At 38.7% G+C, this 25,593-nt stretch carries 23 protein-coding genes and 3 pseudogenes; 18 read left to right on the top strand and 8 right to left on the bottom strand.

The window, feature by feature from the left end; genetic code table 11:
* Positions 1 to 30: 30 nt before the first annotated feature.
* Entirely contained in the window at positions 31 to 1,116 is a 1,086-nt protein-coding gene (locus tag AC1TO6_RS06445) for a CotH kinase family protein (RefSeq protein ID WP_482100784.1), read from the bottom strand.
* A 734-nt stretch (positions 1,117 to 1,850) separates the two neighbouring features.
* Between AC1TO6_RS06445 and AC1TO6_RS06440 the strand changes: the two genes are divergently transcribed.
* The 4 genes from AC1TO6_RS06440 to AC1TO6_RS06425 all read left to right on the top strand — a co-directional run bounded on the left by AC1TO6_RS06440 (position 1,851) and on the right by AC1TO6_RS06425 (position 6,843).
* Complete coding sequence (locus AC1TO6_RS06440; RefSeq protein ID WP_482100783.1) at positions 1,851 to 2,342, top strand: hypothetical protein; 492 nt, start codon at positions 1,851 to 1,853, stop codon at positions 2,340 to 2,342.
* 79 nt (positions 2,343 to 2,421) lie between these two features.
* Positions 2,422 to 4,347, top strand: coding sequence for a DUF2642 domain-containing protein (locus AC1TO6_RS06435; protein WP_482100782.1), 1,926 nt, complete (start codon positions 2,422 to 2,424; stop codon positions 4,345 to 4,347).
* 119 nt (positions 4,348 to 4,466) lie between these two features.
* Positions 4,467 to 5,144, top strand: coding sequence for a DUF2642 domain-containing protein (locus AC1TO6_RS06430; RefSeq protein ID WP_482100781.1), 678 nt, complete (start codon positions 4,467 to 4,469; stop codon positions 5,142 to 5,144).
* Positions 5,145 to 5,484: 340 nt separating this feature from the next.
* Complete coding sequence (locus tag AC1TO6_RS06425; protein WP_482100780.1) at positions 5,485 to 6,843, top strand: arsenic transporter; 1,359 nt, start codon at positions 5,485 to 5,487, stop codon at positions 6,841 to 6,843.
* 909 nt (positions 6,844 to 7,752) lie between these two features.
* Here the strand turns inward: AC1TO6_RS06425 and AC1TO6_RS06420 are convergent.
* A pseudogene (locus AC1TO6_RS06420) lies at positions 7,753 to 7,890 on the bottom strand (tyrosine-type recombinase/integrase); the annotation flags it as partial.
* Between AC1TO6_RS06420 and AC1TO6_RS06415 the strand changes: the two are divergent.
* Positions 7,885 to 8,109, top strand: coding sequence for a hypothetical protein (locus tag AC1TO6_RS06415; RefSeq protein ID WP_482101020.1), 225 nt, complete (start codon positions 7,885 to 7,887; stop codon positions 8,107 to 8,109). The pseudogene AC1TO6_RS06420 and the gene AC1TO6_RS06415 sit on opposite strands and share 6 nt — an antisense overlap.
* Positions 8,110 to 8,193: 84 nt before the next feature.
* Here the strand turns inward: AC1TO6_RS06415 and AC1TO6_RS06410 are convergent, their stop codons facing one another.
* Positions 8,194 to 8,760, bottom strand: a complete 567-nt coding sequence (locus AC1TO6_RS06410; protein WP_482100779.1) for a recombinase family protein — start codon at positions 8,758 to 8,760, stop codon at positions 8,194 to 8,196.
* Between the two features lie 119 nt (positions 8,761 to 8,879).
* Here AC1TO6_RS06410 and AC1TO6_RS06405 point away from each other — a divergent pair, with 119 nt between their 5' ends.
* From AC1TO6_RS06405 to AC1TO6_RS06395, 3 genes are all read left to right on the top strand, one after another.
* A complete protein-coding gene (locus tag AC1TO6_RS06405; RefSeq protein WP_482100778.1) occupies positions 8,880 to 10,289 on the top strand; it encodes a SulP family inorganic anion transporter in 1,410 nt (469 codons plus the stop codon).
* Positions 10,290 to 10,302: 13 nt separating this feature from the next.
* Complete coding sequence (locus AC1TO6_RS06400) at positions 10,303 to 10,716, top strand: universal stress protein (protein WP_482100777.1); 414 nt, start codon at positions 10,303 to 10,305, stop codon at positions 10,714 to 10,716.
* A 1,028-nt stretch (positions 10,717 to 11,744) separates the two neighbouring features.
* The gene (locus tag AC1TO6_RS06395; RefSeq protein WP_482100776.1) at positions 11,745 to 12,113 is read left to right on the top strand and encodes a hypothetical protein; all 369 of its coding nucleotides are present in this window, start codon (positions 11,745 to 11,747) and stop codon (positions 12,111 to 12,113) included.
* A 15-nt stretch (positions 12,114 to 12,128) separates the two neighbouring features.
* On the opposite strand, the gene AC1TO6_RS06390 is transcribed toward AC1TO6_RS06395, so the two are convergent.
* From AC1TO6_RS06390 to AC1TO6_RS06380, 3 genes and pseudogenes are all read right to left on the bottom strand, one after another.
* Complete coding sequence (locus AC1TO6_RS06390; protein ID WP_482100775.1) at positions 12,129 to 12,581, bottom strand: hypothetical protein; 453 nt, start codon at positions 12,579 to 12,581, stop codon at positions 12,129 to 12,131.
* 465 nt (positions 12,582 to 13,046) lie between these two features.
* The gene (locus tag AC1TO6_RS06385) at positions 13,047 to 13,976 is read right to left on the bottom strand and encodes an urea transporter (protein ID WP_482100774.1); all 930 of its coding nucleotides are present in this window, start codon (positions 13,974 to 13,976) and stop codon (positions 13,047 to 13,049) included.
* Between the two features lie 100 nt (positions 13,977 to 14,076).
* Positions 14,077 to 14,381 (bottom strand): annotated as a pseudogene (locus AC1TO6_RS06380) (IS30 family transposase); the annotation flags it as partial.
* A 344-nt stretch (positions 14,382 to 14,725) separates the two neighbouring features.
* Between AC1TO6_RS06380 and AC1TO6_RS06375 the strand changes: the two are divergent.
* On the top strand, positions 14,726 to 15,073 hold the full coding sequence (locus AC1TO6_RS06375; protein WP_482100773.1) for an urease subunit gamma: 348 nt from the start codon (positions 14,726 to 14,728) through the stop codon (positions 15,071 to 15,073).
* Here the strand turns inward: AC1TO6_RS06375 and AC1TO6_RS06370 are convergent.
* A pseudogene (locus tag AC1TO6_RS06370) lies at positions 15,001 to 15,303 on the bottom strand (transposase); the annotation flags it as partial. The gene AC1TO6_RS06375 and the pseudogene AC1TO6_RS06370 overlap by 73 nt on opposite strands.
* 470 nt (positions 15,304 to 15,773) lie before the next feature.
* On the opposite strand from AC1TO6_RS06370, the gene ureA reads away from it, so the two are divergent.
* From ureA to AC1TO6_RS06330, 8 genes are all read left to right on the top strand, one after another.
* Positions 15,774 to 16,076, top strand: a complete 303-nt coding sequence (gene ureA / locus AC1TO6_RS06365) for an urease subunit gamma (RefSeq protein WP_207151922.1) — start codon at positions 15,774 to 15,776, stop codon at positions 16,074 to 16,076.
* Positions 16,077 to 16,091: 15 nt separating this feature from the next.
* On the top strand, positions 16,092 to 16,460 hold the full coding sequence (locus AC1TO6_RS06360; protein ID WP_482100772.1) for an urease subunit beta: 369 nt from the start codon (positions 16,092 to 16,094) through the stop codon (positions 16,458 to 16,460).
* Positions 16,457 to 18,172 carry an urease subunit alpha gene (gene ureC, locus AC1TO6_RS06355; RefSeq protein ID WP_482100771.1) on the top strand — a complete coding sequence of 572 codons (1,716 nt, stop codon included), beginning with the start codon at positions 16,457 to 16,459 and terminating at the stop codon, positions 18,170 to 18,172. Before AC1TO6_RS06360 ends, ureC begins: the two co-directional genes overlap by 4 nt.
* Positions 18,173 to 18,284: 112 nt before the next feature.
* Positions 18,285 to 18,788 (top strand): urease accessory protein UreE, encoded by a 504-nt coding sequence (locus tag AC1TO6_RS06350; RefSeq protein WP_482100770.1) that lies wholly within the window; start codon positions 18,285 to 18,287, stop codon positions 18,786 to 18,788.
* Positions 18,730 to 19,470, top strand: a complete 741-nt coding sequence (locus AC1TO6_RS06345) for an urease accessory protein UreF (RefSeq protein ID WP_482100769.1) — start codon at positions 18,730 to 18,732, stop codon at positions 19,468 to 19,470. The genes AC1TO6_RS06350 and AC1TO6_RS06345 overlap by 59 nt, the downstream gene beginning before the upstream one ends.
* A 23-nt stretch (positions 19,471 to 19,493) precedes the next feature.
* Complete coding sequence (gene ureG / locus AC1TO6_RS06340; RefSeq protein ID WP_482100768.1) at positions 19,494 to 20,123, top strand: urease accessory protein UreG; 630 nt, start codon at positions 19,494 to 19,496, stop codon at positions 20,121 to 20,123.
* A gap of 67 nt (positions 20,124 to 20,190) precedes the next feature.
* A complete protein-coding gene (locus AC1TO6_RS06335) occupies positions 20,191 to 20,925 on the top strand; it encodes an urease accessory protein UreD (RefSeq protein WP_482100767.1) in 735 nt (244 codons plus the stop codon).
* A gap of 263 nt (positions 20,926 to 21,188) precedes the next feature.
* Positions 21,189 to 22,460, top strand: a complete 1,272-nt coding sequence (locus tag AC1TO6_RS06330; protein ID WP_482100766.1) for a RidA family protein — start codon at positions 21,189 to 21,191, stop codon at positions 22,458 to 22,460.
* A 147-nt stretch (positions 22,461 to 22,607) separates the two neighbouring features.
* On the opposite strand, the gene AC1TO6_RS06325 is transcribed toward AC1TO6_RS06330, so the two are convergent.
* A complete protein-coding gene (locus AC1TO6_RS06325) occupies positions 22,608 to 22,844 on the bottom strand; it encodes a hypothetical protein (protein ID WP_482100765.1) in 237 nt (78 codons plus the stop codon).
* 799 nt (positions 22,845 to 23,643) lie between these two features.
* On the opposite strand from AC1TO6_RS06325, the gene lepA reads away from it, so the two are divergent.
* Entirely contained in the window at positions 23,644 to 25,467 is a 1,824-nt protein-coding gene (gene lepA, locus AC1TO6_RS06320; RefSeq protein ID WP_482100764.1) for a translation elongation factor 4, read from the top strand.
* Positions 25,468 to 25,593 lie beyond the last annotated feature (126 nt).

Genomic DNA, 25,593 nt, shown 5'->3' with positions numbered 1-25,593 from the left:
CGAATAAAGGACGATAAAGAGAGTGCTCGTTTATTTGAAATTCACTAGTTGTTTTTTCAAATAGCTGTTGCGATCACGAATGAATTGATAGATGAAATCGGGTTCGCTGTTGAATATATCTATAGCCTTCTTTTTGTAAGGGTCAAGAAGGATGTGTGGTCGTAAGGCCTCATGTAGTGCAACTGTTTTACTTTCCATATAGTCAACTGTAAATTTAGTATCCAAAACTTCTTCCAAGATATTTCTATAAAGTTTACGAAATGCTGGGACGCGCATAAGAAGGTAGAGGAGATGATTGTTCTTCTTACCTTCAATTGGAACGTAATTGGCCGACATGATTCCTCCGTTGATTCTTCTACCCCAAGTTGCATCATAGTCCCAAGGAATGATTTCAAACAAACCTGTCTCACTATTATGGTATAACGCAAAGTTGTGGGTGAATCCATCATTATTCATTGTGCATACAGCTCCTACGAGCCAGCGTGAAAAAGTATCAATATTAATATACTGGGAAATTTCATTAGAGAAATCAGAAAGTGGTATGGTGTTTATTTTAACAATAAGTTCTTGGAGGATGTCATTGTCCGATTGTTTTCCAAACGCTTGTTGATAACCTGAAAGAAGCGACGCTTTCATCTTTTCATCCCTCATCAAGGAAAAGTTGGCATTATTGTTCACTGCATAAAAAATAGGACCCATTGGAAGACCTCTCTTTTTCAAGAAAAATTCATCAACGGATTCCAATTGTAGATAGACACCTTTATGAGTGCCGTTGCGGGATAAATTAATATGTTGACTTTGTGGTGCTAAAACACCGAGGTCATGGAAGAAGTCGAAAGAAAGCTTATTTCGGATGAAAGAGGGATCTTTGTACTCAGCGTTTAGATGAATTTCACGGGCCCCGGAAAATGTTTTTGGATCTATGAACTCAATCCGATAAGATCTTTTACGAAATTTTCGTGTATAAGAGCCCCGATAGGCAATGTCGATATCATAGGTGACACCCTCCACTATCAAATCAGCAGGAACAGGTTCATTGTTCCATAAATCTCCCCGTAATTCTTCTAAATTTTCTTCCTCGATTTTTAAAGAATAAGATGGAATTAGATAGGGCATAAACCTCTTTCCTTTCTATTATTCAATCCGCTTATCAAGTGATTTGCCAACTATTGTTTGATGATGATAAATGCTTTCGCTTGATCAATGAGTGATTGATCAAGCGAAAGTATTTTATTTCTGATAGTTAACGACGACTTTTACGACGTGATGACGACGAGCCTGACGATGAAGAACGTGACGACGACGATCTTGACGATGAAGAACGTGGTGACGACGATCTTGACGATGAAGAACGTGATGACGACGATCTTGACGATGAAGAATGTGATGACGACGAGCCTGACGATGAAGAACGACTAGCTCTACCTTTCTTTTTCTTTGCCATTTATATCCCACCTTTTTTTAAGTCTAGTATCAGTGTATTCAATAATACTTTTACTGTGTCGGCAATCTACCTAATACAAAATAGAGTCTACTATGTTGCCTATCCACCACCTAATTATGATTAGCCCAATATAAAAGAAACTAAGCGAACCCACTTGATAACCAAGAGTGTTCGCTTAGTTTGAATCTACCACCTCAATTTTCGAGAGCTAAGTATGATTTACCGAATGATTCTGCGGCAACTTAGGGGTCCTTTTGTGCTTTCTTCTATATAATGGCTTACCCAAATTTGAAATTAAAGACTTTTGTACTTGACCCATTATTCTAAACTGGGCTTTTGACCATCACTAGACTAACCCACGATACATATAGATAGCAGGAGACTATAAAAGGGGGGTTGGAGATTTATGAATACGGAAATGATACACTCGCTAGTTGATAGAGTGATTAAAGTCGATAGAGGAGGACCTGAATCACGTGTCGGTAAGTTGCTGGCAGTTGAAGAGGATTACATTACTTTGCTAAACGCCGACGAAGGAATTATTTATTACAATACACAGCACATCAAAAGCCTAACTTATAATGCAAAAGATCAAGTGCAACTCGACGTTGAAATTCCAGAAAACTTTACGTACATTCAAGCTAAAGACTTTAAGGGTGTATTGGGGAAATTAACACTTCGATGGGTAAAAATTAACCGCGGGGGACCAGAAACACTAGAGGGAATAATGGACATTGTTGCTGATGATTTTATAACAATTGTCGCTAATGAAGAAATAATTCGTGTTTCCCTGTTTCACATCCGTAACATAAGCTACGGAGTCAAGCTTGAAAAAGCGAAAGCAGAAGAGGGTAGTAATCAAGGAAAAGATAATAATAAATCAAAAGACTCGAAGTAAAAGAATAAATTAATTTTTAATACATTCGTCGCTTCTGTAAGTTAGAAGCGGCGCTATTCTATAAAGGAGGGCCATGAAATTGAATGAGCAAAAGTTTCAAAAAGCATTAGGCGGCCTTATCAATAAGGAGATTAGTATTTTACAAATTGACAATCAGTTTATAAAAGGGATTTTGCTAGATGTTAAACAAGACCACATTGTTGTTGAGGTGAACCAAAACGTTTTTTATTTCGCACTCCAACACATTCAGGCTCTTTCAAAAAATGCTAAGGATTTATATATTTCTTCTAAAATTATTCATTATGTCGACAAAAATTATTTAGCAGATGTATTGAAGGCATTAAGATATAACTGGGTATCCATTAATAATTTGAGCGACCGGGCACTTTTCGGGGTGTTAAGCAGAATATCCGATGATTATGTTACTTTAATAAATAACTCGGAAATCCTAAATATCCCTAAATCCTATATATCCAATATATCCGAAGAACAGATTTTCTTAATTAAAAAACAGGAAGAATTGGAAATGAAAGATTGTCAAATTGAAGAACAGATTACCAGTGATCATACACAAAAAACAAAAGAAATTGAGCGCATAATAGCTGTAGAAGTTCCTATTTTGAAGATGTCTACTGAAGAGGTAACGGAAGAAAAAAATGTTATTAGTGAACAGCCAGAAGTTGATCCTAAAAATAGAGTGGAAATCTACGCTTCATTATTAAAAATGCTTAAACAAAAATTATTGAATAGGGAAACAGAAATTGAGCGACGTGAAGGCATCATTCAAGAAACAGCTATTCAGGGCTTCACTGTTCATATAGATGATGAATCATTGGAACAGAGTGACTCCTCAGTTGTAGAAATACAAGTATGTCAGGTTGAGGAGCAAGTGGTCATCGAACAAACTCAAACAATAAACGAAACTAAACCAACAAAAGGTCTGGATGACCCTCTTATTGAAGAACAGATTACCAGTGATCATACACAAAAAACAAAAGAAATTGAGCGCATAATAGCTGTAGAAGCTCCTATTTTGAAGATGTCTACTGAAGGGGTAACGGAAGAAAAAAATGTTATTAGTGAACAGCCAGAAGTTGATCCGAAAACTAGAGTGGAAATCTACGCTTTATTATTAAAAACGCTTAAACAAAAAATATTGAATAGTGATTCAGAAATTGAGCGACGTGAAGGCATCATTCAAGAAACAGCTATTCAGGGCTTCATTGTTCATACAGATGATGAACCAATGGAACAGAGTGACTCCTCAGTTGTAGAAATGCAAGTATGTCAGGTTGAGGAGCAAGTGGTCATCGAACAAACTCAAACAATAAACGAAACTAAACCAACAAAAGGTCTGGATGACCCTCTTATAGAAGATTCAGCTGATAAGGGAACTGAATTTGAAAATGTTACTAAAGAAAATCCCAAAGCTTCATCGCGGTTGGTTAAACATGATCTATTGAAAAAAAATAATGAATTTTTGCCTGAAGAGGATCATACAGGTGTATTGGAATCAAGTAATCAAGTTAGTTGGGAAAAGCAATTAGTTTCCACACAATCAAGGGTAAAATGTATTAAAAAAAGATTACTGCTATCCGCATGGAGTATCGTAAGTAATGATCAACATACCATTGCAAATCATAAAACTTTCGATAAGGAATATGAATCACCAGTTTGCGGGGAAGTTACCGTAAATAGGGAACATCTTTCTGAGCCTATTAATTCATCAATCCAACCGTTAAATGATCAGTATCCAAACTGGGATTGCGTGAATTTAGAAGAAGAACCTGTCCCCGCTGGAACATCTGCCCACCGACTACCCACAACTCATATTAACCCCAAAAAAGAAAAAGAAATGTTAGAAAAACAATATTTTGCCCTAATGAAGCATGCTGAAACAAATTGCTTTCATATAACTGAGAAACAAATAAATCCAACAGACGAAAAGCAGTACCTTGCTTTAATGAAGTACGCAGGAAAGATGTATCATGAATTTAAAGACTGACGGCTCTATAAGTGAATTGGATGCCTTTTGAAAATAATTGCTAGGCATAAAAATCACCATAGTTTGTTCAGTCAATTTTTAATGGGATTTCAATAGTAATTTAAGAAGGAGGAATGGACTTGAATAAGATTATTCAAAGCCTTATCAAGCAAGTTTTGCAAATCGAAGTTTCTGGGAAAAAAATAATTCATGGTACTGTTATTGATTTAGGAAGCGATATGATTGTGCTTTTTAACGGGACAGATTTTGTCTACATTCCATTAAATCATATCCAAAACTTCAAGGTTGATCATGATATTGAAAATGAAATAGAGGAACCTAAAGGGTTTCCTAGTATCACTACGGGAGAAAATAAAGAAAATTTAACTTTTGGAGAGGTTCTTACACAAGCGAAAGGTAAGAATATTGAAATCTATATAACGGGAGATCAGCCCCTGCATGGTTATATTACGGGTATCATGAATAATTATTTCGTATTCCAATCTCCCGTATATAAAACGATGTATATTTCAATAAATCATCTGAAGTGGCTAATTCCTTATGCTCAAAATGAAAGACCTTACGAAGTGGATAACCAAACCATTACCTTACAATCGAATAATGATTCTTTAGCAAGCAATTTTGAGGCCCAAGTTGAAAAGTTCAAAAATAAAATTGTTGTAATTAATGCTGATGGGAATAAAAGTTTCTTAGGGAAAGTAAATAATGTCGAAGATCAAATCGTTGAGATTCAAACAGCTAGGGAGAATGTTGTTTTTCTAAACATTCACCATGTTAAGACAATACGTGGGGTGTAAATCCGTGGTACATTCTGTTAATGCTAACGGCGGTTAATTTGAATTTCGTTTTTATAATGAAATAGTAAGAAGGGTAACCCTTTTCAGGCTGACGAGAAACTATCGACAGTCTATTTTTTTTTGGACAAGATTTCTAAGTTGTTAGCCTTCTTCTTATAGATATGTTTTGTGAGCATGAAATCGACGCTCCGAACAGTTGTCCATTTTAATGGGGAAATTCTGCAGATTAAAAAATATATATTTCAATGGGTTTGGACATACATCCTGTTTCTATTCGATTGAAGTGAATATACATACAAGGAAACGGACAAACAAAAAAAAAGAAAGGAAATGTATATGTATGAGTTTTCAAATTGGTATCACCAGTTTGGTTTTCTTAACGACTATGCTAGTCATATTTTGGAGGCCTAGAGGAATGAATGAGGCGTGGCCGGCATCGATTGGTGCAGCCATAATTCTACTAACAGGAATAGTATCGCAAGCAGACGTTGTGGATATCATCGATAAAATTGGTGGGGCATCCATAACCATCATGGCTACGATTGTCATGGCTGTCATACTAGAGAGTTTCGGTTTTTTCCACTGGGCAGCTGCAAGACTTGCTAGTTTATCGAAGGGTTCAGGTCACCGTCTATATTGGTATATCCAGTTGTTATGTTTTTTGATGACACTCTTGTTTAATAATGATGGGAGTATCTTAATTACAACGCCTATCTTAATTCTATTACTCAAAAATCTTCAATTAAAACCCCATCAACAAATACCCTATCTGCTAAGCGGAGCACTTATTGCGACTGCGTCCAGTGCGCCAATCGGCGTAAGTAATATCGTCAACTTGATCGCTTTGGAAATTGTTCAAATGTCACTATGGATGCATACGGCTATGATGTTTGTCCCAGCAACAATAGGATTGTTGTTTATGTCGGGTTTGATGTATATGGTAGTAAGGAGTAAACTACCGAAAAAACTGCCTAATTCTGCCGTGGAAATAGAAGAAGCCTTTTTCACTAAAAATTTCCACCCTTTGAAAACAAAAATTTCTGTTGAAACAAAACAAAAACGTACAAAATTTATGATGAAGATATTGATGTTTGTCTTTGTAATGCGTTGCCTTCTTTTTGTCGCCTCTTTTGTCAATATACCCATTGAAATTGTCGCGGTGCTTGGATCGGCCAGCCTGCTTTTGTGGAGATGGTATCATTTACGGACTAACCCAGTGGATATCTTGAAAAAAACTCCTTGGCACATTTTAATTTTTGCTTTCTCAATGTATGTGATTATTTATGGTCTGCATAATGTGGGACTTACAGCATTGTTAGTGCAATGGTGTGAACCAATTGTAAATCAAGGATTACTTCAAGCGAGTTTTATCATGGGAGGTCTAGTTTCAATCCTTTCGAATATCTTTAATAATCACCCGGCATTAATGATTGGGACAATCACCTTAACTGAAATGGGGCTGGATCCAATCACATTAAAGACTATCTATCTTGCAAATATTATAGGTAGCGATATGGGATCATTACTGTTACCTATTGGTACACTTGCTTCCCTAATCTGGATGAGTATCTTAAGAAGAAATAAGATTAAAGTTACTTGGAAAGATTATTTAAGCGTATCGCTGATTGTCATACCCATAACAACAATCGTAACGTTGACATTGTTATACTTTTGGGTACAATTGGTTTTTGCAAATTAAGATTACTATATAAAAGTCTATATGAAGTGGGGCAGGGAATATTCAGATGAAAATATTTCCTGCTACTATAGATTAAAGGAGTTAAATGTCAACAAAAACCAATTAGATACAAGTAAGAAGCCCCAATTGAAATCTAGGAAAAACTCCAAAAATGAATAAAGAACCCATCGTTAATAACGTCTTATTCCCTACCATAAAGAATAGTTAAAGTAGCTAGGGGTTTTCAGATGTGATTAATAAGGATCCTTTTGTTAACAAGCATTGCGTGTGGTGGGTTGATAAAAGTTTCAGAACTTCTGCATATCATAGAGTATCAGCAATAATTGAGAATTTATTTGAACGTCAACTGATTATATTAACGACGCGGCTCACAGAATTAGAATATACAGGTTCAGATTTGAACTAACTTTTCATTCTAATGAGGAGTCGCTCTTTGTATGTATATGTTGTCATCGGAAGAAAAGTAACCAATAATCTACTGTAATTAAAATTAAACGATTATTGACGATAATTCTTGATTAGTTCTAGAATAAAATAATTCCATTTAACTTTGTATAGAGAAACTTAATGATGCAATGATGCCATTTTTGATGCCTTGAGTTATATAAAACCATATAAAACAGTACAAAACTAATCAAGTCGAGTCATTCTTAAGCCTGTTCCATAAAGGTTTTAACACAAATATAGAAAGGTGAACGGATATCTACTATAATTCATATAAAAGTGAAATTGAATTGAAACCTTATGGTATCAATGATTTTGAGGGATTTCTTTTAATCTGGTACCAATTTGATGCCGTTCTATAATTTGGATGTTAATACAAGCATATGTAACCAATCAGTTATCTATATCCTGATTGGTTTTTTGCGTCCTCATACGAGAACCAAATTTCTAGGATGCTTCACGTCTTCATTCTTTAATAACGTGCAAATATATTTCTGTCGTTGTCCTATCGCTCTTGTGACCGAGTCTAGCCATAATTTCAGGTAAACAATCCACACTGGCCTCCGCAAGTAGGGAAGTATGCGTGTGTCGTAGACTGTGACTATCTATTTCATCGGCAATCGAATTCAACAGTGGGAAAATAAGAGACTGGCTAGGTTAATGTGGTTCACAATGCCCCTATTCGTAGCCCTGTTACTATCAAGCATGGAATATGGAAAAGTTCCTTTCTCGGTTAACGATGATGAAGATGACTTTGGTGTTGCTCGTGATAGTGGCTATTTATTTGAACGTTGTCATCGTCTGAGCAGAAATATCCTATAAGAAAAAGCGTGGCAACCAACGAATCGAGAACACTTACGCAAAAATTAAGTTCCTTATGAGGGTACAAGAGATTTTGCTTTGATTCTAATACTTTTTCTCATCGGATAACAATGTAGAGCGGTCATCCAAATAACGATATAAAGTAGACTTACTAATTCCAGTCGCTTCTTTTATGTCATATAGCGTATAAGTCTTACTGTCATACATTGCAAAAGCCAGCTGTAAATTGTCATCTGATTTTCGTGGACGACCAATCGATTTGCCCTGATGTTTAGCAGCTTGTAGCGTAAAAGTAGAAGAATGGCTTAGAAATTTAGATTGTAAATTCGAAAAAAAAGTAGCACTTTCAAGTAGTGAAGCTTTTTGTATCGTTTGATTGGTTAATTGTTCATCGACGAAGTGAATGGTGATTTGATCTCGTTCTGCTAATCGTAAAATATCTAAAAGCTGCTGCAGGGAATCAGCTAATACTACAATATTTTGGATGAACAGTTCGTCATGTTTTTGGACAGTCATTAATAGGTGTTCAAGTTCTGTTCTTTTCCTTGCAAGTCCATGTGTCTCTTTAAATAATGTATCGATGAAAAGTTCATTTAATTGATGGGTGCATTGTTGATCCATAACAATTGGTCGGATATATCCGTATTTCATTTCTCCGCTCCTAACTTCCCAAAACTATTCACTTATGGGACTAAAAATGATAAGATATTAATATTCTAACATTGGTATAAGCTTTTTTGTAATTTTAGACATCATGAGAGGGGAACAGTATGAATACTTTAAAACAACAGTGGTTTGGGAATGTGCGTGCCGATATTTTAGCAGGTATTGTTGTAGGGCTGGCACTCATTCCTGAAGCCTTGGCTTTTGCGTTCATTGTGGGTGTAGATCCACGAGTCGCGTTATATGCTTCGTTTACAATTGCGGTCATTATTTCGTTTGTAGGTGGCAGACCTGGTTTAATTTCAGCTGCGACAGGTGCGATGGCTTTAGTGCTTGTCAGCTTAATGGCGGATCATGGTCTACAATATGTCCTTGCAGCCACAATTTTAACAGGAATTATCCAATTAATACTTGGAGGACTTGGTGTTGCGAATTTAATGCGCTTCATCCCAAACTCCGTCATGCTTGGATTTGTGAATGCACTAGGGATTATGATTTTTATTACGCAAATGCCATATTTACTTGGGGCAAACAGTATGACCTATATATTTGCGGTTGTTACATTAATTTTAGTGTACGCGATTCCACGATTTTTCACGGCCATTCCTGCACCTCTTATTGCGATTGTCGTTATGACTTGTATTGCGCTTATCAGTGGTGTGAAGTTACAGACAATAGGTGATTTGGGGACAATGCCAAATTCATTACCGGTTTTTTTCTTTCCAGATATTCCACTTAACCTTGAAACGTTGAAAATTATTCTACCTTATTCTTTGGCTTTATCTATTGTCGGCTTATTGGAATCCTTACTGACATCCCAAGTATTGGATGATATGACTGATACGTCGAGTAATAAAAATAAAGAAGCACGTGGACAAGGGATCGCCAACTTTATCACTGGTTTTTTTGGTGGGATGGCAGGTTGTGCTTTGATTGGTCAATCAATCATAAATATTAAATCAGGTGGACGAGGCCGCTTATCGACATTTACAGCGGGTGTATTTCTAATGTTTTTAATTATCGTTTTAGGAGATGTAGTTATCAAAATTCCGATGCCCGTTCTTGTCGGGGTGATGATTATGATTAGTATTACAACATTTAATTGGGGTTCGTTTAAGTTTTTGAAACAAGCGCCTAAATCGGAATCACTTGTAATGCTCATTACAGTTGCGATTATTTTATATACACATAATTTAGCGATTGGTGTTGTTATTGGTGTTATATTAAGTGCGCTATTCTTTGTCGCAAAGGTTTCTCGTGTAACAGTAACGCATGATTTGGATGAATATAAGGTGAAAGGTCCTTTATTTTTTGCGTCAACTACAAAATTTATTCAGTCATTCGACAACGTTTCAGAAAATGAAATCGTCATTAATTTTGAAAATAGTCAGCTGTGGGATGAATCGGCAGTAGGTGCAATATATAAAGTGAAACAAAAGCTTGAGCAAAAAGGTGTGAAGGTACAGATTGAAGGATTAAATTCTTCAAGTGAACAATTGTATAAACGGCTAACATAGGGGAGGAAACTACATGAAGATTGCTGTAGCAATTGATGGGTCAGAAAATGCTTTACGTGCAGCAAAATATGCCATTACGCTCGTCCAATACTTACCTGGGGCGCATTTAGAAGTTATTTATGTAGCGGATTTTAATAAGGCGAGAGATGAGAGGCTATTATCCCAAAGTCCAGAGAGCTTAACATTAAAACGAGAGCAAAAAGTGCTTCCTATTATAGAATTAGCAAAAGACGTCGGAGTAAGGACGAAGATTACCATGTTAAAAGGGAATCCAAGTCAAGAAATAATAAAGTATGTGAATTCAAAAGAAATTGACCAACTTGTCATCGGGAGTCGTGGCTTAAATACTATTCAAGAAATGGTACTCGGTAGCGTTAGTCACAAAGTAATGAAACATGTGAATTGCCCGATTACAATTGTTAAATAAAGAGCTTTCATTCCCAATGCTATACGAAGTGATGACTGGTGGGAAAGTGAGTAAAGAGTGTCTGTGCAGATTTAACTGTAGTGCAGCCCAAAAGATATTATTAGACCGTTTTTAGCAATCAAAATAAGGGAATGCCATCTTTTTCTACATTCCGAAATATAGGAATTCAATGGGGGAGCTCAGTAATTAGTTACGCAACAGCAGTGATATAGTAAATATAGAAATGAATCTTAAAAAACAGGAGGAGGGGCTTAAATTGACACACGAAAAAAATATCTTATATTATTCTATATCTAGTAAGGGAAATTCACTAGAACTATAGCGAATCGTCCGCAGAGGGTAAAACCATTGCGAAGCAAAATCCTGATTTCCGTGAAAGTAGACCGAAGAAAATCACTAAAAAGCAAGTAGTACACGTTTACAGCTGTTGATAGTGAATTCCTGTACGCAAGTAGGAGAAATCACAGGGGTTTTTAAAAGCACACTAATTCGTGCCAAAAGAGAAGTAGCTAAAGGGGGGAGATAATGATGGCTAAGAAATCACTTTTAGATTATCAAAGGGAGTATGAAAGAATCATTCATGCAGATCAACCAAGAAAAGATATTCTACTGGCTGGTTTAATGACTGAATTGGAGAAATAATTCAAAATCCCAGTTTTGAGGAATTAGATGTGGAAACGAGAGAATATAAAGGTAATAGCGATGTATAGCAAGTTAAGTATTACAAGAACATTGTGAAGGTCGGCGAAATCTGATCTTCTTTTTTTGCAGATTGTGAATTTAGGAGTTCCGTACTTTTAATAGTATGGTTGGTCTTTGATTTGAAGAAAAATACTTCTCAAAATCGATGTTATGATAACCTACCGTGCATGCAGCCTACAAGACTCTTTAAATCCATCCGTGAAGATAGAATAAGTTAACATAGCCATATTGAACTAACGTGTGCTGTTTAGTTATAAAAAAAGCTGCCTTTACATTAAAAGAACTGAACCCCAAATGGTAGACACTTTTAAAAAAGTGTCTACCATTTGGGGTTTTTTCTGTCTAAAAGCTTAGGTATACTGAAGTCAAATATCCTGACAGGAGTGTTTTCAATAAGTGAAATTCTTTTCAATAAACACCAAAGTAGATTATTAGAAACGAATCCTAATGTAAACTCAGTTTCAGATTGCGCTGTCCAATATAAACCTGAATTTAAAGTATCAGCTGTCAAAGAAAATCAGAGCGGTAAAGGTCCTTCTCAAGTATTTATTAAAAATGGATTTGACTTAGAAATGATTGGTACGAAGAAAGCTAAGGAATCACTCAGTTGTTGGAGAAAACCATGGATATGCCGGATGGCAGAAAAAATAAATAGCGTGAGAGCTTTTTGTGAAAAAGAACAGACGAACTTCTGAATATACGGGTCTCTGTTATTCTTTTTCTTGATCGGCTACCTTTTCATGAATATCTACCTCGATTGCTTGGACGTGTTCATTTTTAAGCTCTTGTTGAGGATGAGGATGGAACCACTGTATTTCCCCTTCATGGACAAAGCCTTTATATTCTTCCCCTTGAATTTGGATTGTAAATTGTAGACGTTCGTGCAATTTTCCCTCAAATGCTAGGGTAAGTTCGACGTCTTTTCCTTCGCTAGCCGTACGATGTTCGTTCATCAGCTTATAGATGCTTTTTTCTAAAGTATCGGTTTTATCGTCACCTAGCATTTGTCTCGGGTGTGGTTGAAACCATTGAATTTCCTCATTGTGAAAATGCCCCTTAAATTCATCACCTCGAACTGTGACCGTAAATTCGTATCGTTCATAAAGCCGTTCCTCAAATACAGGTTCTAATTCGAATTTTTCTAGTTCGTTTTCGAAAGACATTATATTCCTCCTTTTAGAAATATTCCTCTTGAGTAATTCCCTGGATTAATAATTATTATTCAGCTTTTTCAATAACCGGACGTAATTAATTTGAATTGCATGCCATTCATTTTATCAATGGTAATAATACTATGTTGAAGGTTCGTTGTACTCGCGACTTCCTACCGAACAGACACGAAGGGCTATAAGCTATTCGCTGATACTTATAATCTCGCCTGACAAAACCAGTTTCTTTCGACATTTTTTCTAGGACGGTCGGTGATAAAAAATGTTGTAGTTCTTGTATAAAAAGTTTGATTTCTTCCGAAATGACATCTTTCGTCTAACAACATCACCCTACCTCGTAAAATTCATATGATAAGCATAGTGTTATACGTTTTGGGGATATGATTTTAACTTAGGTTGATGGGCATGCGAAGTTGCCCCAGGACCCTAGAATATAGGACTTTGGGGCAACTTCAATGTTTAAAGTTTAGGCATTAGTTTTCGGGCAAATAAAAACAGCCATGTGCTTAAGACGAACGGCATAGTGAGGGGCGGCAGACCATAGGGCAGTAAAAAGCTATCCAGACTTGCAGTGATTAGCACAGATATTACCGCTGCAAGCAAACCAGAAATAGGAACTAATTTCTTGTTGTTATGAAAAACGTCCGAAACGGCAAAAATAGTTAATATGGCATTATATCCGTATAATCCAGAATTCATTAAAGAGTGTTCGCTTCCTAAGTAATAAGCAGCCAGCAAGGAAATAATGGTTGCATATATAGCGAGCATACCGAGTCTTTTGCTAGCAAAAAAAATGCCGGCTAGAATGAGAAGACCGCTCCAAATATTATCAAGGAAATATATTTGTCCAAAACTTTTCGTAAAGCCGCTTATCAAATCAACGGGACCAGAGATATCCAAATGCCAATAAGCCAGACCTTGCGGAACGAGAGAATTAATCACTTCGAAAAACTGTAAACGATGTGAAGCAGTCAGTAAAAACCAGGTAAAAATGATGTAAGGAAAGGTAAGAGAAGGGACATCAAATGGTTTTGTTAAATGCATCATCCCTGCTGTGAATATGGCAGCTATCACGGCACTGAACAATGCGATGATCCAAAGATGATTTCCTTCTAAAAAAATCACCGTTGCTAAACCGGAGAGAGCTGAGTTGAAGCTGAATAAACCTTGAGAAATCAGTTTTTCGTTGGCCCCGCCTATTTTTGCGGTAACTGTACCGATAAACGAGGAGATGAAGGTCATGATGCTTAAGGGGACGGAATAGAGAGAAATGGCTACAAGCACAATAAGACCGGTGATGGCATTTTCAATTAATAGAACTTGCGAGATCCCTTTTAATGAAGCGGAAAACATGGTAAGCACATTGCTTGCAGTTAGATGTTTTTGCATAAAAAAGCTCCCTTAATAAATTTCCTAAAATGCAATATTAAATGCAACAATATGATGAAACCCTATTAAAACCGTAATATGACGATGGATATACATTTTGCTTGAGAATAAATCGAAGAATCAACCCATTATGATGCTCATTCGTGCCTGTTCACTAGAAGTATATGGATGAGTGAAGTAGTCTTCAATCTTCTCTCTTTTGAGTGAAAGGCTTAATTCCGCAAACTCAGACCCATTGTCGGAGGTGATGGTTTTGAAAACGGAAGAAAAAAGAGAACCATAGTGTTTTTGGATTTTTGTCATCGCTTTCGTCACTGCCTCACTCGCTTTCGCATCGATTTTCACGATGATTTCTTTACGTGTTTTTCGTTCTGTCAGTGTTAGTAACGCCTCATATTTTCTTTTACAACAGCCCATTTGATTTCACTTGAATATACATTTTTGCCCACGCAAAAATACCTTCGATTTAAATACTTTTTTGAAGTATACCCATATCGAAGGTGTTTTATATTGTTTCGTTATTTAGGTTAGTCCATTAGTCGACTTAATCATCTACGGTTTATCTGTGACCTTTCATCTTTTAAGTTGTTGCATTTGATTATACAACTAGCCCTTTAATAAATTAAATAAAGAATTAAAAGTTCATGCATAAAAATTGATGTATATGGAAATTGATGGATGAGCTAATCATATATTATTTAGCTGGAAAAAATCAAAGTAATTTATTGTGAAGAAATGGATAAATTTGTATGCGTTTGTTGCCTAGAGAACAAGAAAAATTATTAATTGTTGTGGCAGCTGATTTGGCAAGGCGTCGAAAAGAACGAGGACTGAAGCTGAATCACCCGGAAGCAGTTTCCTTGATTACGCATGAAATTTTAGAAGGGGCCCGTGACGGTAAAACCGTTGCAGAGTTAATGGAATATGGTGCAACGATTTTAACGGTCGAAGATGTCATGGAAGGCGTGGCCGATATGATTCACGATGTGCAAGTAGAAGCGACGTTTCCAGATGGTGTAAAACTCGTGACTGTCCACCTGCCGGATTCAAAGATACTCGGATCTATTCCAGCGAACGCAACCAGTTTCTTTGGATGATTAAACCGATCAATCTCACCGATTTCGGAAATAATCGTTGCCGCGATCTTTTCTCCGATGCCCGGAATTAATTGGATAATCTTATATTCTGCAATATCTTTTGCCGAAGCATCTATCTCTTTTTCCAAGCTGGATAGGTGCTTCTGGTATTCCAACAACACTTTTATATACATTTCCATGGTGAGAATATGACTCTGATAAAGGGTGTTCTGGAACGGATTACGTTTAGCTACATCAATTAATCCTTCATAATAGTATCTTAACATTAATATCCAAAGAAAAATTATATGAACACAATGTATACAAAAGGAAAGAATACAAATGATGGTATATGTAGAATTAAATGACACCAATGTTGTTTTCAAAAAGGAGAAAAAAAGCTATGGATTTTAATTTAATTTGGCAAACAACCCCGTCGGACAACCTCTGGATGTCGTATAAAGCATTTATACATCCGTTGAGTTGACAGCGTGGAAACCATAATGCGGTCCTAAGTTGAAAAAAACCATAACCCGATATAATAGTTTAATCAACGACATTCTTCGACAAATTCCGCAAGCCCGATCTACTGGACGGTTGTCCAAAATGGCATATTCATGCAAATTAAATTAAAAGAAGTAATGAGAACGTTAGTTGCGTCAATTTTCTGAATCCTAAAAGGTTTGGTTTTTTTATTAATTAAAAAAAGAGGTGCTTTGAATTGAAATTATCACCGGTTGAACAGGAAAAATTGCTATTGCACGTTGCAGGAGAACTTGCAATTAAGCGTAAGGAACGCGGAGTTAAGTTAAATTACCCAGAGTCAATTGCACTAATTTGCCACTACATTATGGAAGGGGCGCGTGATGGCAAGACTGTTGCGCAACTGATGAGCGAAGGAAAACAGGTGCTTACGGTTGAGGATGTAATGGAAGGCGTCGGCGATATGATCAGTGACGTGCAGATAGAATGTACATTCCCAGATGGAACAAAACTTGTGACGGTGCACCGTCCAATTCAATAATAGGAGGCTTTAACAATGATTCCAGGAGAAATTAGAACAGCTGAAGGCATGATTGAAATAAATGCTGGACGCCCGGTGAAAACAGTACGCGTTGCAAATACTGGTGACCGTCCGATACAGGTCGGATCTCATTTCCATTTCATCGAGGTTAATAAATATCTTGAATTCGACCGTGAACAGGCGGTTGGTATGCATTTGAATATCCCATCTGGTACTGCCGTGCGTTTTGAACCAGGCGAAGAGAAAGAAGTTGAATTAGTTGAGTTCGGCGGAAAACGCCACGTGTTCGGACTGAATAATTTGACGGAAGGCTCTACGCATAATAAGGACGAAATTTTAGATAGAGCAGCAGAAGCAGGATTTAAAGGAGCCGAGGATAAATGAAAGTAACACACGAACAATATGCCAAAATGTTCGGTCCGACAGTAGGCGATAAAGTGCGTCTTGCTGATACGGATCTTTGGATTGAAATTGAAAAAGATTATACATCATACGGTGATGAAGGTGTTTTCGGTGGAGGAAAATCACTTCGCGTATCGATGGGGCAAAACGGTAAAAATGTTCGCGCTGAAGGTGTTCTCGATACAGTCATTACGAACGTTATGATTATTGACCATACAGGTATTGTAAAAGCAGATATTGGTATTAAAGATGGCCGTATCATCGGTGTGGGAAAAGCAGGAAATCCGCTTTCGATGGATGGTGTAGATCAGGATATGATCATCGGTGTGGGAACAGAAGTATATGCGGGTGAAGGACTCATCGCAACAGCAGGTGCTGTCGACACGCATATTCATTTCATTAGCCCTCAGCAAGTCGAAACTGGACTTAACGCTGGTACGACTACGTTCATCGGTGGTGGGACAGGCCCAGCCGCAGGTTCGAAAGCAACGAGTTTGACGGCGGGCGAGTGGCATCTTCACAGAATGTTACAAGCGGTTGAAGATTTACCAATCAACGTTGGCTTACTTGGAAAAGGGAGCGCATCCACGACGGAACCGATTATTGAACAAGTCCGTGCGGGTGCAATCGGTATGAAAATTCATGAAGACTGGGGTGCGACTCCAGATGCTCTTAATCAGAGTCTTATCGTTGCAGATGAATACGATATTCAAGTCGCACTTCACTCCGATACGCTCAATGAAGCAGGTTTTGTTGAAAATACGATTGAGGCAATTGACGGTCGTGTCATCCATATTTTCCATACAGAAGGAGCAGGCGGCGGGCACGCGCCAGACCAACTGAAATTGGCTGCATACCCAAATATCTTGCCGGCATCGACGAATCCGACAAAACCATTTACGACAAATACAATTGATGAACATTTAGACATGCTTATGGTCTGTCACCATTTGAAACACGATGTACCCGAAGATGTAGCATTCGCAGATTCACGTATTCGTCCTGAAACAATCGCAGCAGAAGACATTATGCAGGATCTAGGTATTCTTAGTATTATGTCATCCGATTCACAAGCGATGGGGCGTGTGGGTGAAGTAACAATGCGTACGTTCCAAACAGCAAACAAAATGAAAATGCAACGCGGCCCCCTTCCACAAGATGAAGGAAAAGACAACGACAACTTCCGCGTAAAACGTTATATTTCAAAATTAAATATTAACCCGGCGATTGCACATGGAATTAGCCATGAAGTCGGTTCAATCGAAGAAGGGAAACTGGCGGATATTATCCTTTGGGAGCCTGCATTTTTCGGCGTGAAAGCAGAAGTCGTCATTAAAGGCGGAATTGCTGTTTACGCAATGACGGGAGATCCAAACGCATCGATTCCAACACCAAACCCGGTGATGGGTCGTCAAATGTACGGTTTCCACGGACAAGCACCGCAACACTCGGCAATGACGTTCCTTCCGAAAATTGCAGTAGAAGAAGGCCTTCCTGAAAAACTAGGCCTTAAGAAAATGATTGGTACTGTTAAAAACTGCCGGAACATTGGTAAAGCAGACATGAAACATAACAGTGAAACGCCAGAAATTGACGTTAATCCTGAAACGTATGAAGTGAAAATTGACGGCGTACTTGCTACATGTGAACCGGTAAGCGTTCTCCCGATGGCACAACGTTACTTCTTGTTTTAATTTTTGAAAATTACCGAATGTGATCAATAGGAAAGGTCGAAATGGCTGGCCGGAAATTGCACAGCTATTTCGACCTCGCCCTATTTGAACATGCTGAAGAGGAGAATGCTGAATGCTTATAACTAAAGTCATTGGTAACATCGGAACGGAAGAAGAAATTGCCGGTAAAAAGACAGAGTGGATTGAGCTTGACTGGGAAGAGTTGAGTAAACGCATTCTGCGAAAAGAAACAGATCAAGGTACAGATATAGCGTTATCACTTGAACAACAGGAACACCATGATGACCACGAGCATCATGACCACGACGATCATCATCACCACGAACATCAGCCGTTACAATATGGCGATATCTTATTCGAGGATGACGTACGTCGTATTGCCGTTCGTACAAAAATGGAGCCAGTTATCGTGATTAGCCCAAAAAACATGACGGAAATGGGTAAAACGGCTTTCGAACTTGGTAACCGCCACACACCGGCATTAATCGAGGAAAACAAAGTCATTGTGCGTGCAGATCATACGTTGAATAAATTGCTAGATGAAGTGGGTGTCGGATATGAAACAACTGAAAGACGATTCAAACAACCATTCAAATACCGCGGACACTCTCACTGATCTTGTCTTATTACGGTTAATACAGATTCATGATTCCGCGTTTCCAATAGGGTCTTTTACGCAGACATATGGCATGGAGACGTATATTCAGGAAGATGAAATCCGGACGAAAGAGGACTTGGTAGCTTATTGTACATCGTTTCTTTTCCAAAATTTGGTGTTCGGAGATGCGATTTTGATCAAAGAAGCATATGCTGCGGCTCAGGAACAGAACATCGAGCGACTTCTCTATTTGGAGCAATTATGCGGGGCAATCAAGCTTGCGAAGGAGTCACGTGAAGCAAGTGTGAAACTTGGTAGACAGTTCATTAAAACGGTGTCCCCACTTGGGACGGATGATTTCCTTGTTGACTGGAAAGCCCGTATTGATTCGAAGGAGATTAAAGGACATTACGCCATACTCTATGGTATTTACAGTGCAACAACAGGCGTCAGTGCACATCATGCGGTCATGACGTATTTGTTCGCATCGCTTAACGGCCTCGTCCAAAATGCGGTCCGTGCGGTGCCGTTCGGACAAACTACCGGTGTGCAGGCGACTTATGAACTGATAGAACAGGTGTCGGAAGCAGCAGAATTAGTTTCCACATTGACGGAAGAAGACATTAGTAATAATGCGTTAGGTATAGAACTTGCTTCTATGAAGCATGAGTATTTGTTCTCAAGATTGTTTATTTCGTGATTGAATGGAAGGAGTTTAACTAAATGAAACCAGTACGTATCGGCATCGGTGGACCAGTTGGATCGGGCAAAACTTCGCTCGTCGATCAACTTACACGTGCGATGCATCAAGAATATAATGTAGCGGTCATTACGAATGATATTTACACACGTGAAGACGCTCAGTTTTTAATAAATAGCGGTGTACTTGAAGAGGATCGCATTGTAGGCGTTGAAACGGGAGGTTGCCCACATACGGCAATCCGCGAAGATGCTTCGATGAACTTTGCAGCAATCGATGAGCTGAAAAATCGCTTTGCAGACCTTGATATTATTTTCGTGGAAAGCGGCGGCGACAACTTGTCCGCTACATTTAGCCCAGAGCTAGTTGACGGCTATATTTACGTCATTGACGTAGCAGAAGGCCAGGATATTCCGAGAAAAGGCGGACCAGCTTTGACGCGTTCCGATCTATTATTGATCAATAAAACAGACCTTGCACCATACGTTGGCGTTGATCTCGATCTTATGGACAGCGATGCAAAAAAAATGCGTAACGGACGTCCGTACATTTTCACTGATGTAAGAACACAGAAAAACGTCGACCAAGTTGTCACTTGGATCCAGCACAATATGCTACTAGAGGGTGCGGGATCCGCTGGTTCAAATGCTTAATCCGTCTCGTGCTATCCACCACGGAAAACTAGATTTAAAATTTGAACCTAGAAGAGGCTACACGCGAATGCCTCATGTTTTCCAACAACCCCCATTGAAGGCGAGTCGTGAACTGTACGTAGGAAAAGACCCGAAAGCGACCGTTTATATAATGGAGTCGTCTGGCGGGATGGTTGCCGGGGATCGGAATGACATTACAGTGAAACTTGCACCGGATAGCAGTGTAAGATTGGTTCAGCAGTCCGCTTTAAAGATCTATCCTTCGTATACGGGAGATACTTGCGTGCAGAACATTAACGTCGAACTAGAAGCCCGGGCGCGCCTCGAATGGATGCCAGAAGTAATTATTCCATTTGTAAATGCGAAATTCCGAGGCGACACGACGCTTCGAATCGCACGCGATGCAACTGTATTATGGGGTGAAATCGTTGCCCCAGGGCGCGAAAAGCGCGGCGAGATATTTGATTATCAAACGTTCCATACGAATTTCAAGATTTTTGTCGAGGACGAATTAATTGCTTTTGACTCCCTGCATTTCTCACCGAAAGAAGCGGCACTTGGCGACATCGGAGTACTGGAAGATGCAATGTATATCGGTTCAATCTGGCTCGTATCACCGAAAGCCGCAGTTGTCGACGTCCATGCATTACAGGAAACACTTCGGGTCGAAGAAGGCTTGAAGGCCGGAATGACAAGGCTTGAAGGAAATGCCATCCATTGCAGATGGCTCGCGGTCGATCAGTGGACGATGCAGGAAGAGATGAAGCGCATATATGAGCTGCTGTTGGCAGAAATAGTTTAAGAGGACACTCCGATAGAGGGGTATCCTTTTCGGGTTGTGGGGTATTGAGTGAGCGTTGTTTAGCATGTTGTAAACTTTGTTTGTAATGTTGCTTTGCGATTGCGTTGTCTAGTTTGGTTGAAGCGTCGTTTACTCACGATTTTCGTCCAAGAAAGAAAAAAATACCGGTCATCGTCCTTGGAATGGGTATACTTACTATATAGTTTTACATGTACAAGGGGATAATCGTAATTAAAAAATTTATCTAAAAGGGGAATACTTTCATGAGCGGTTATAACGCAGTATCAGCAAAAGATACGGAGAATGCTCCGAACGGTAACGGTCTATATTCACAAAGCGTAGCTTTCTCTCATTACAATAATCTTTCAGCTCAATTGCCTGTCGATCCAATAACAGGTAAATTGGTAGCTGGTGGTATAAAAGAGCAAGCTGAACAGTGCTTTAACAATATCAAGGCAATTGTAGACAGCATCGATCATGTTATGAGCGATATTGTTCGAATCACGGTATTCGTTAAGGATATAAAAGATGTTGACGCTGTAGATGAAGTTTATAAATCATTCTTCCCAACTTATGTTCCTGCACGTACAACAGTTGAAGTTGCAGCTTTGCCGATGGATGCTATGGTGCAAATTGAAGCACTTCTTTCTCACGGTGAAGGTTCAATTCCAAACGCTCCACAAGCAGGCGACCTCATAAAGCTTACAAACAACACGGCAAATGCACCTACAAGTCCTCTATCTACACAAACCGTGGCTTTCTCTCACTACAATTATCTCTCAGCTCAATTGCCTATCGATCCAAAAACAGGCAGATTGGTTACAGGTGGTGTAAAAGAGCAGGCTGGACAGTGCTTAAAAAATATCAAAGCAATTTTAGAAAGTATCGACGTTCCTTTTGACGATATTGTTAAAATTACTATCTTCCTTAAAAACCTCTCGGATATTGAAGTCGTAAACAAAGTTTATACAACATTTTTCCCAGACACGGCTATCGCCAGGACCGCAGCCTATGTACCTGCACGGACAACAGTTGCAGCTTCAGCTTTACCAATGGATGCTTTGGTACAAATTGAAGCAGTGGTGTCACACGGAGATGGTACACCCCCACAAGCTATTGAAGACAGGCATGGAATCATCATAAAGGCAAACAACACTGAAAATGCACCAAAGAGTTCTCTATCTACACAAACTGTAGCGTTTTCTCATTACAATCACATTTCAGCTCAATTACCTTTGGACCCGAAAACTGGTGAAATGATAGCTGGCGGTGTAAAAGAGCAGGCTGGACAGTGCTTAAAAAATATCAAGGCAATTTTAGAAAGTATAGACCACGTTATGGACGATGTGGTTAAAGTAAATATCTTCCTTAAAAATATCACAGATATTGATGCTGTAGACGAAGTTTACACAACGTTCTTCCCAGGCGGTGTTCCTGCACGAAGAACACTTGGCGTATCAGCTTTACCTAAAGATGCTTTAGTCCAAATCGAAGCAGTTGTATCAAACGCTGAAGGAACACCTCCAAAAGCATAACAGGCATTTGTTTGTAAATACAGGAACTATCAAAGTTACTGGTTAATGCCGATGGTGAATGGGAAATCGTATATCCTATTCATAAAAAGGGGCTGTCTCAAATGAAAATTGAGACAGCCCCTTTTTTAGTTGATTGTGAAATTTCGCCTAATTGCTCTGAGTATCGTTGCCATCGAACTCCGCAATCCCTACTGCTTTTTCCCCGATGTCACTATTCAATCCTTCTAGTTCGGATTCTGTAATAACTACAAATCGGTCAGCAGCGTATTCATAGCCCTTTACAAGTGTCTTGGAATCCACATAGCAGTCGGTGGAAAAGTCAGATGTATGATTCGGCAAAATCGTGGAACTATTAACAAAATGTCCAACAGGTAGCGAAACCATTCATGCCGGTTAATCCAATTACGGAACATCGAAATGAGAGTGACGGTTTACCGGAAATGCTGAAATCTAAATAAGGTCGTGTTTTCATTGGTTTCACCCTTTCACGCTGAGTATTTCGATAAATACAAATTGTTCTTCTGATAACGTTTCTTTGCTATCAATGTGACAACTTAACTGTTATCTATGTACGCAATGCCGTTCAGCCATCCATAAACGTTGCAAGATCGTACGCATTTGGTTTGCTAATATGTACCAGAACCCGTCAATCGCTGGTGCCATTAGATTTCCGGAGAATTGACTGGATGAAAGCAGAGTATCAACTGTTTAGATGGATTTACAGCTCGTTGAACAAGCGCTTGGTAGTTGCTAGGCAACGACTACGATTAGCAATTACGAGTTACGAGTTACACTTTGATTAATTCATAGATACTTCACTCGTTTCTATGCTGTGAGTAGAAGTATTGGGGGAATGTACTATATAAGGGGGAAATCGAGCAGTTAAACGAATGGATTGTAGGCAAGATTTTGATTGTGTGATTAAGAATAGAGAAAGTCGATTTTATAGTTAATAAAAATGAAATAGTCCGACATAGAAAAGACTTCATAAAAATGGGCTATTTCATTTCTGGATGATAAGTAATTTTGATGCCATGATTTATATAAAACCATATAAAACAGTACAAAAATTATCAAGTTGAATCATTCTCAAGCCTGTTCCCTAAAGGTTTTAACACAAATATATGTAAAGGTGAACGGATATCTGCTATAATTCATATAGTTAAAATAGGAGTGAACTTACATGAATCATGAACAGAGAGCGGCACGTCAAAAAAACATCCGGAATTTTTCTATTATCGCCCATATCGATCACGGGAAATCAACATTGGCGGATCGTATTCTGGAACAGACTCAAACGTTAACATCTAGGGAAATGAAGACCCAAACGTTGGATTCGATGGATCTTGAAAGAGAACGCGGAATCACGATTAAATTAAATGCAGTGCAGTTGACGTACTTGGCGAAAGACGGGCAGGAATATACATTCCATCTGATTGATACGCCTGGACACGTCGACTTTACATATGAAGTGTCGCGAAGTCTTGCGGCATGTGAAGGTGCAATCCTCGTTGTCGATGCGGCACAAGGGATTGAAGCGCAAACACTTGCAAACGTTTATTTGGCACTTGATAATGAACTTGAAATATTACCCGTCATCAATAAAATTGATTTACCAGCAGCAGATCCGGAACGTGTTAGAAAAGAAATTGAAGATGTAATCGGACTGGATGCATCAGAAGCGGTTCTTGCTTCTGCAAAAGCAGGTATTGGAATCGTGGATATTTTGGAACAAATCGTTGAAAAAGTCCCTGCCCCACAAGGCGATCCGGACGCTCCATTACAAGCGTTAATCTTCGACTCTCATTATGATCCTTATAAAGGGGTTATTGTAAATATTCGTATCATGGCAGGATCCGTTAAGCCAGGCGATAAGATTCACATGATGGCGACTGGCAAGGATTTCGAAGTTCTTGAAACAGGAGTCTTTACTCCAAAAATATCACCTAGGGATGAATTGACTGTCGGAGATGTCGGTTATTTATCAGCATCCATAAAAAATGTCGGGGATACACGCGTAGGTGATACGATTACAAGTGTGAAAAACCCGGCAAGCGAACCTTTGGCTGGTTATCGACGCATGAATCCAATGGTGTTCTGCGGACTGTATCCAATTGATACATCGAAATACAATGAACTACGTGACGCACTTGAGAAGTTAGAGTTGAATGACTCTGCACTTGAATACGAGGCGGAGACGTCTCAAGCACTTGGATTTGGATACCGTTGTGGATTCCTAGGCCTTTTGCATATGGAAATTATTCAAGAGCGTATTGAACGAGAATTCAATATCGATTTGATCACAACTGCGCCAAGTGTTATATACAATGTTGTCTTGACAGACGGTTCTGAAATGAAAGTGGACAACCCTGCAATGATGCCAGACGCACAAAAAATCGACTATGTCGAAGAGCCATATGTAAAAGCATCAATCATGGTGCCAAATGAGTATGTAGGTTCTGTTATGGAACTGTGTCAACATAAACGTGGTAACTTCATGACGTTGGATTATTTGGATTCGACTCGTGTCAATATCATCTACGAATTGCCACTCGCGGAAATTGTTTACGATTTCTTCGATCAGTTGAAGTCTGGTACAAAAGGGTACGCATCACTCGACTATGAACTGATTGGTTATAAACAATCGAAACTTGTAAAAATGGACATCCTCTTAAACGGAGAACATGTCGATGCATTCAGTTTCATTGTGCATAGAGACTTCTCATATGACCGCGGAAAAGCGATTGTTGAAAAATTGCGGAAACTAATTCCTAGACAACAATTTGAAGTACCTGTGCAGGCAGCAATCGGTCAAAAAATTGTTGCAAGGTCTACAATCAAATCAATGGGGAAAAACGTTTTGGCTAAATGTTACGGAGGGGACATCTCTCGAAAACGTAAACTTCTTGATAAACAAAAAGAAGGTAAAAAACGTATGAAACAAGTAGGTTCAGTTGAAGTTCCCCAAGAAGCATTTATGGCAGTATTGAAAATGGATGAAGATTAATTAATAAATGGAATAGAGGGCGTATAGCCCTCTTTTTTCCGTGTCTAAACGATAAAGCTGAGATCTTTGAGTCGATACTACCTCGGTTTGTCGCTGAGAGACACAGCATATTGTATTATGTATGAC

Source organism: Sporosarcina sp. Y352 (assembly GCF_056786535.1).
This window is presented reverse-complemented; position numbering and strand designations above follow the sequence as displayed.

Bases quoted from the DNA above. Each gene is read 5' to 3' on its own strand.
- ureC (WP_482100771.1), top strand. From the start codon at position 16,457: ATGAAAGTAACACACGAACAATATGCCAAAATGTTCGGTCCGACAGTA.
- AC1TO6_RS06330 (WP_482100766.1), top strand. From the start codon at position 21,189: ATGAGCGGTTATAACGCAGTATCAGCAAAAGATACGGAGAATGCTCCG.
- ureG (WP_482100768.1), top strand. From the start codon at position 19,494: ATGAAACCAGTACGTATCGGCATCGGTGGACCAGTTGGATCGGGCAAA.
- AC1TO6_RS06345 (WP_482100769.1), top strand. From the start codon at position 18,730: ATGAAACAACTGAAAGACGATTCAAACAACCATTCAAATACCGCGGAC.
- AC1TO6_RS06390 (WP_482100775.1), bottom strand. From the start codon at position 12,581: ATGTCTTTCGAAAACGAACTAGAAAAATTCGAATTAGAACCTGTATTT.
- AC1TO6_RS06405 (WP_482100778.1), top strand. From the start codon at position 8,880: ATGAATACTTTAAAACAACAGTGGTTTGGGAATGTGCGTGCCGATATT.
- AC1TO6_RS06400 (WP_482100777.1), top strand. From the start codon at position 10,303: ATGAAGATTGCTGTAGCAATTGATGGGTCAGAAAATGCTTTACGTGCA.
- AC1TO6_RS06350 (WP_482100770.1), top strand. From the start codon at position 18,285: ATGCTTATAACTAAAGTCATTGGTAACATCGGAACGGAAGAAGAAATT.
- AC1TO6_RS06325 (WP_482100765.1), bottom strand. From the start codon at position 22,844: ATGGTTTCGCTACCTGTTGGACATTTTGTTAATAGTTCCACGATTTTG.
- AC1TO6_RS06375 (WP_482100773.1), top strand. From the start codon at position 14,726: ATGCGTTTGTTGCCTAGAGAACAAGAAAAATTATTAATTGTTGTGGCA.
- AC1TO6_RS06385 (WP_482100774.1), bottom strand. From the start codon at position 13,976: ATGCAAAAACATCTAACTGCAAGCAATGTGCTTACCATGTTTTCCGCT.
- AC1TO6_RS06410 (WP_482100779.1), bottom strand. From the start codon at position 8,760: ATGAAATACGGATATATCCGACCAATTGTTATGGATCAACAATGCACC.
- AC1TO6_RS06445 (WP_482100784.1), bottom strand. From the start codon at position 1,116: ATGCCCTATCTAATTCCATCTTATTCTTTAAAAATCGAGGAAGAAAAT.
- AC1TO6_RS06440 (WP_482100783.1), top strand. From the start codon at position 1,851: ATGAATACGGAAATGATACACTCGCTAGTTGATAGAGTGATTAAAGTC.
- lepA (WP_482100764.1), top strand. From the start codon at position 23,644: ATGAATCATGAACAGAGAGCGGCACGTCAAAAAAACATCCGGAATTTT.
- AC1TO6_RS06360 (WP_482100772.1), top strand. From the start codon at position 16,092: ATGATTCCAGGAGAAATTAGAACAGCTGAAGGCATGATTGAAATAAAT.
- AC1TO6_RS06425 (WP_482100780.1), top strand. From the start codon at position 5,485: ATGAGTTTTCAAATTGGTATCACCAGTTTGGTTTTCTTAACGACTATG.
- AC1TO6_RS06335 (WP_482100767.1), top strand. From the start codon at position 20,191: ATGCCTCATGTTTTCCAACAACCCCCATTGAAGGCGAGTCGTGAACTG.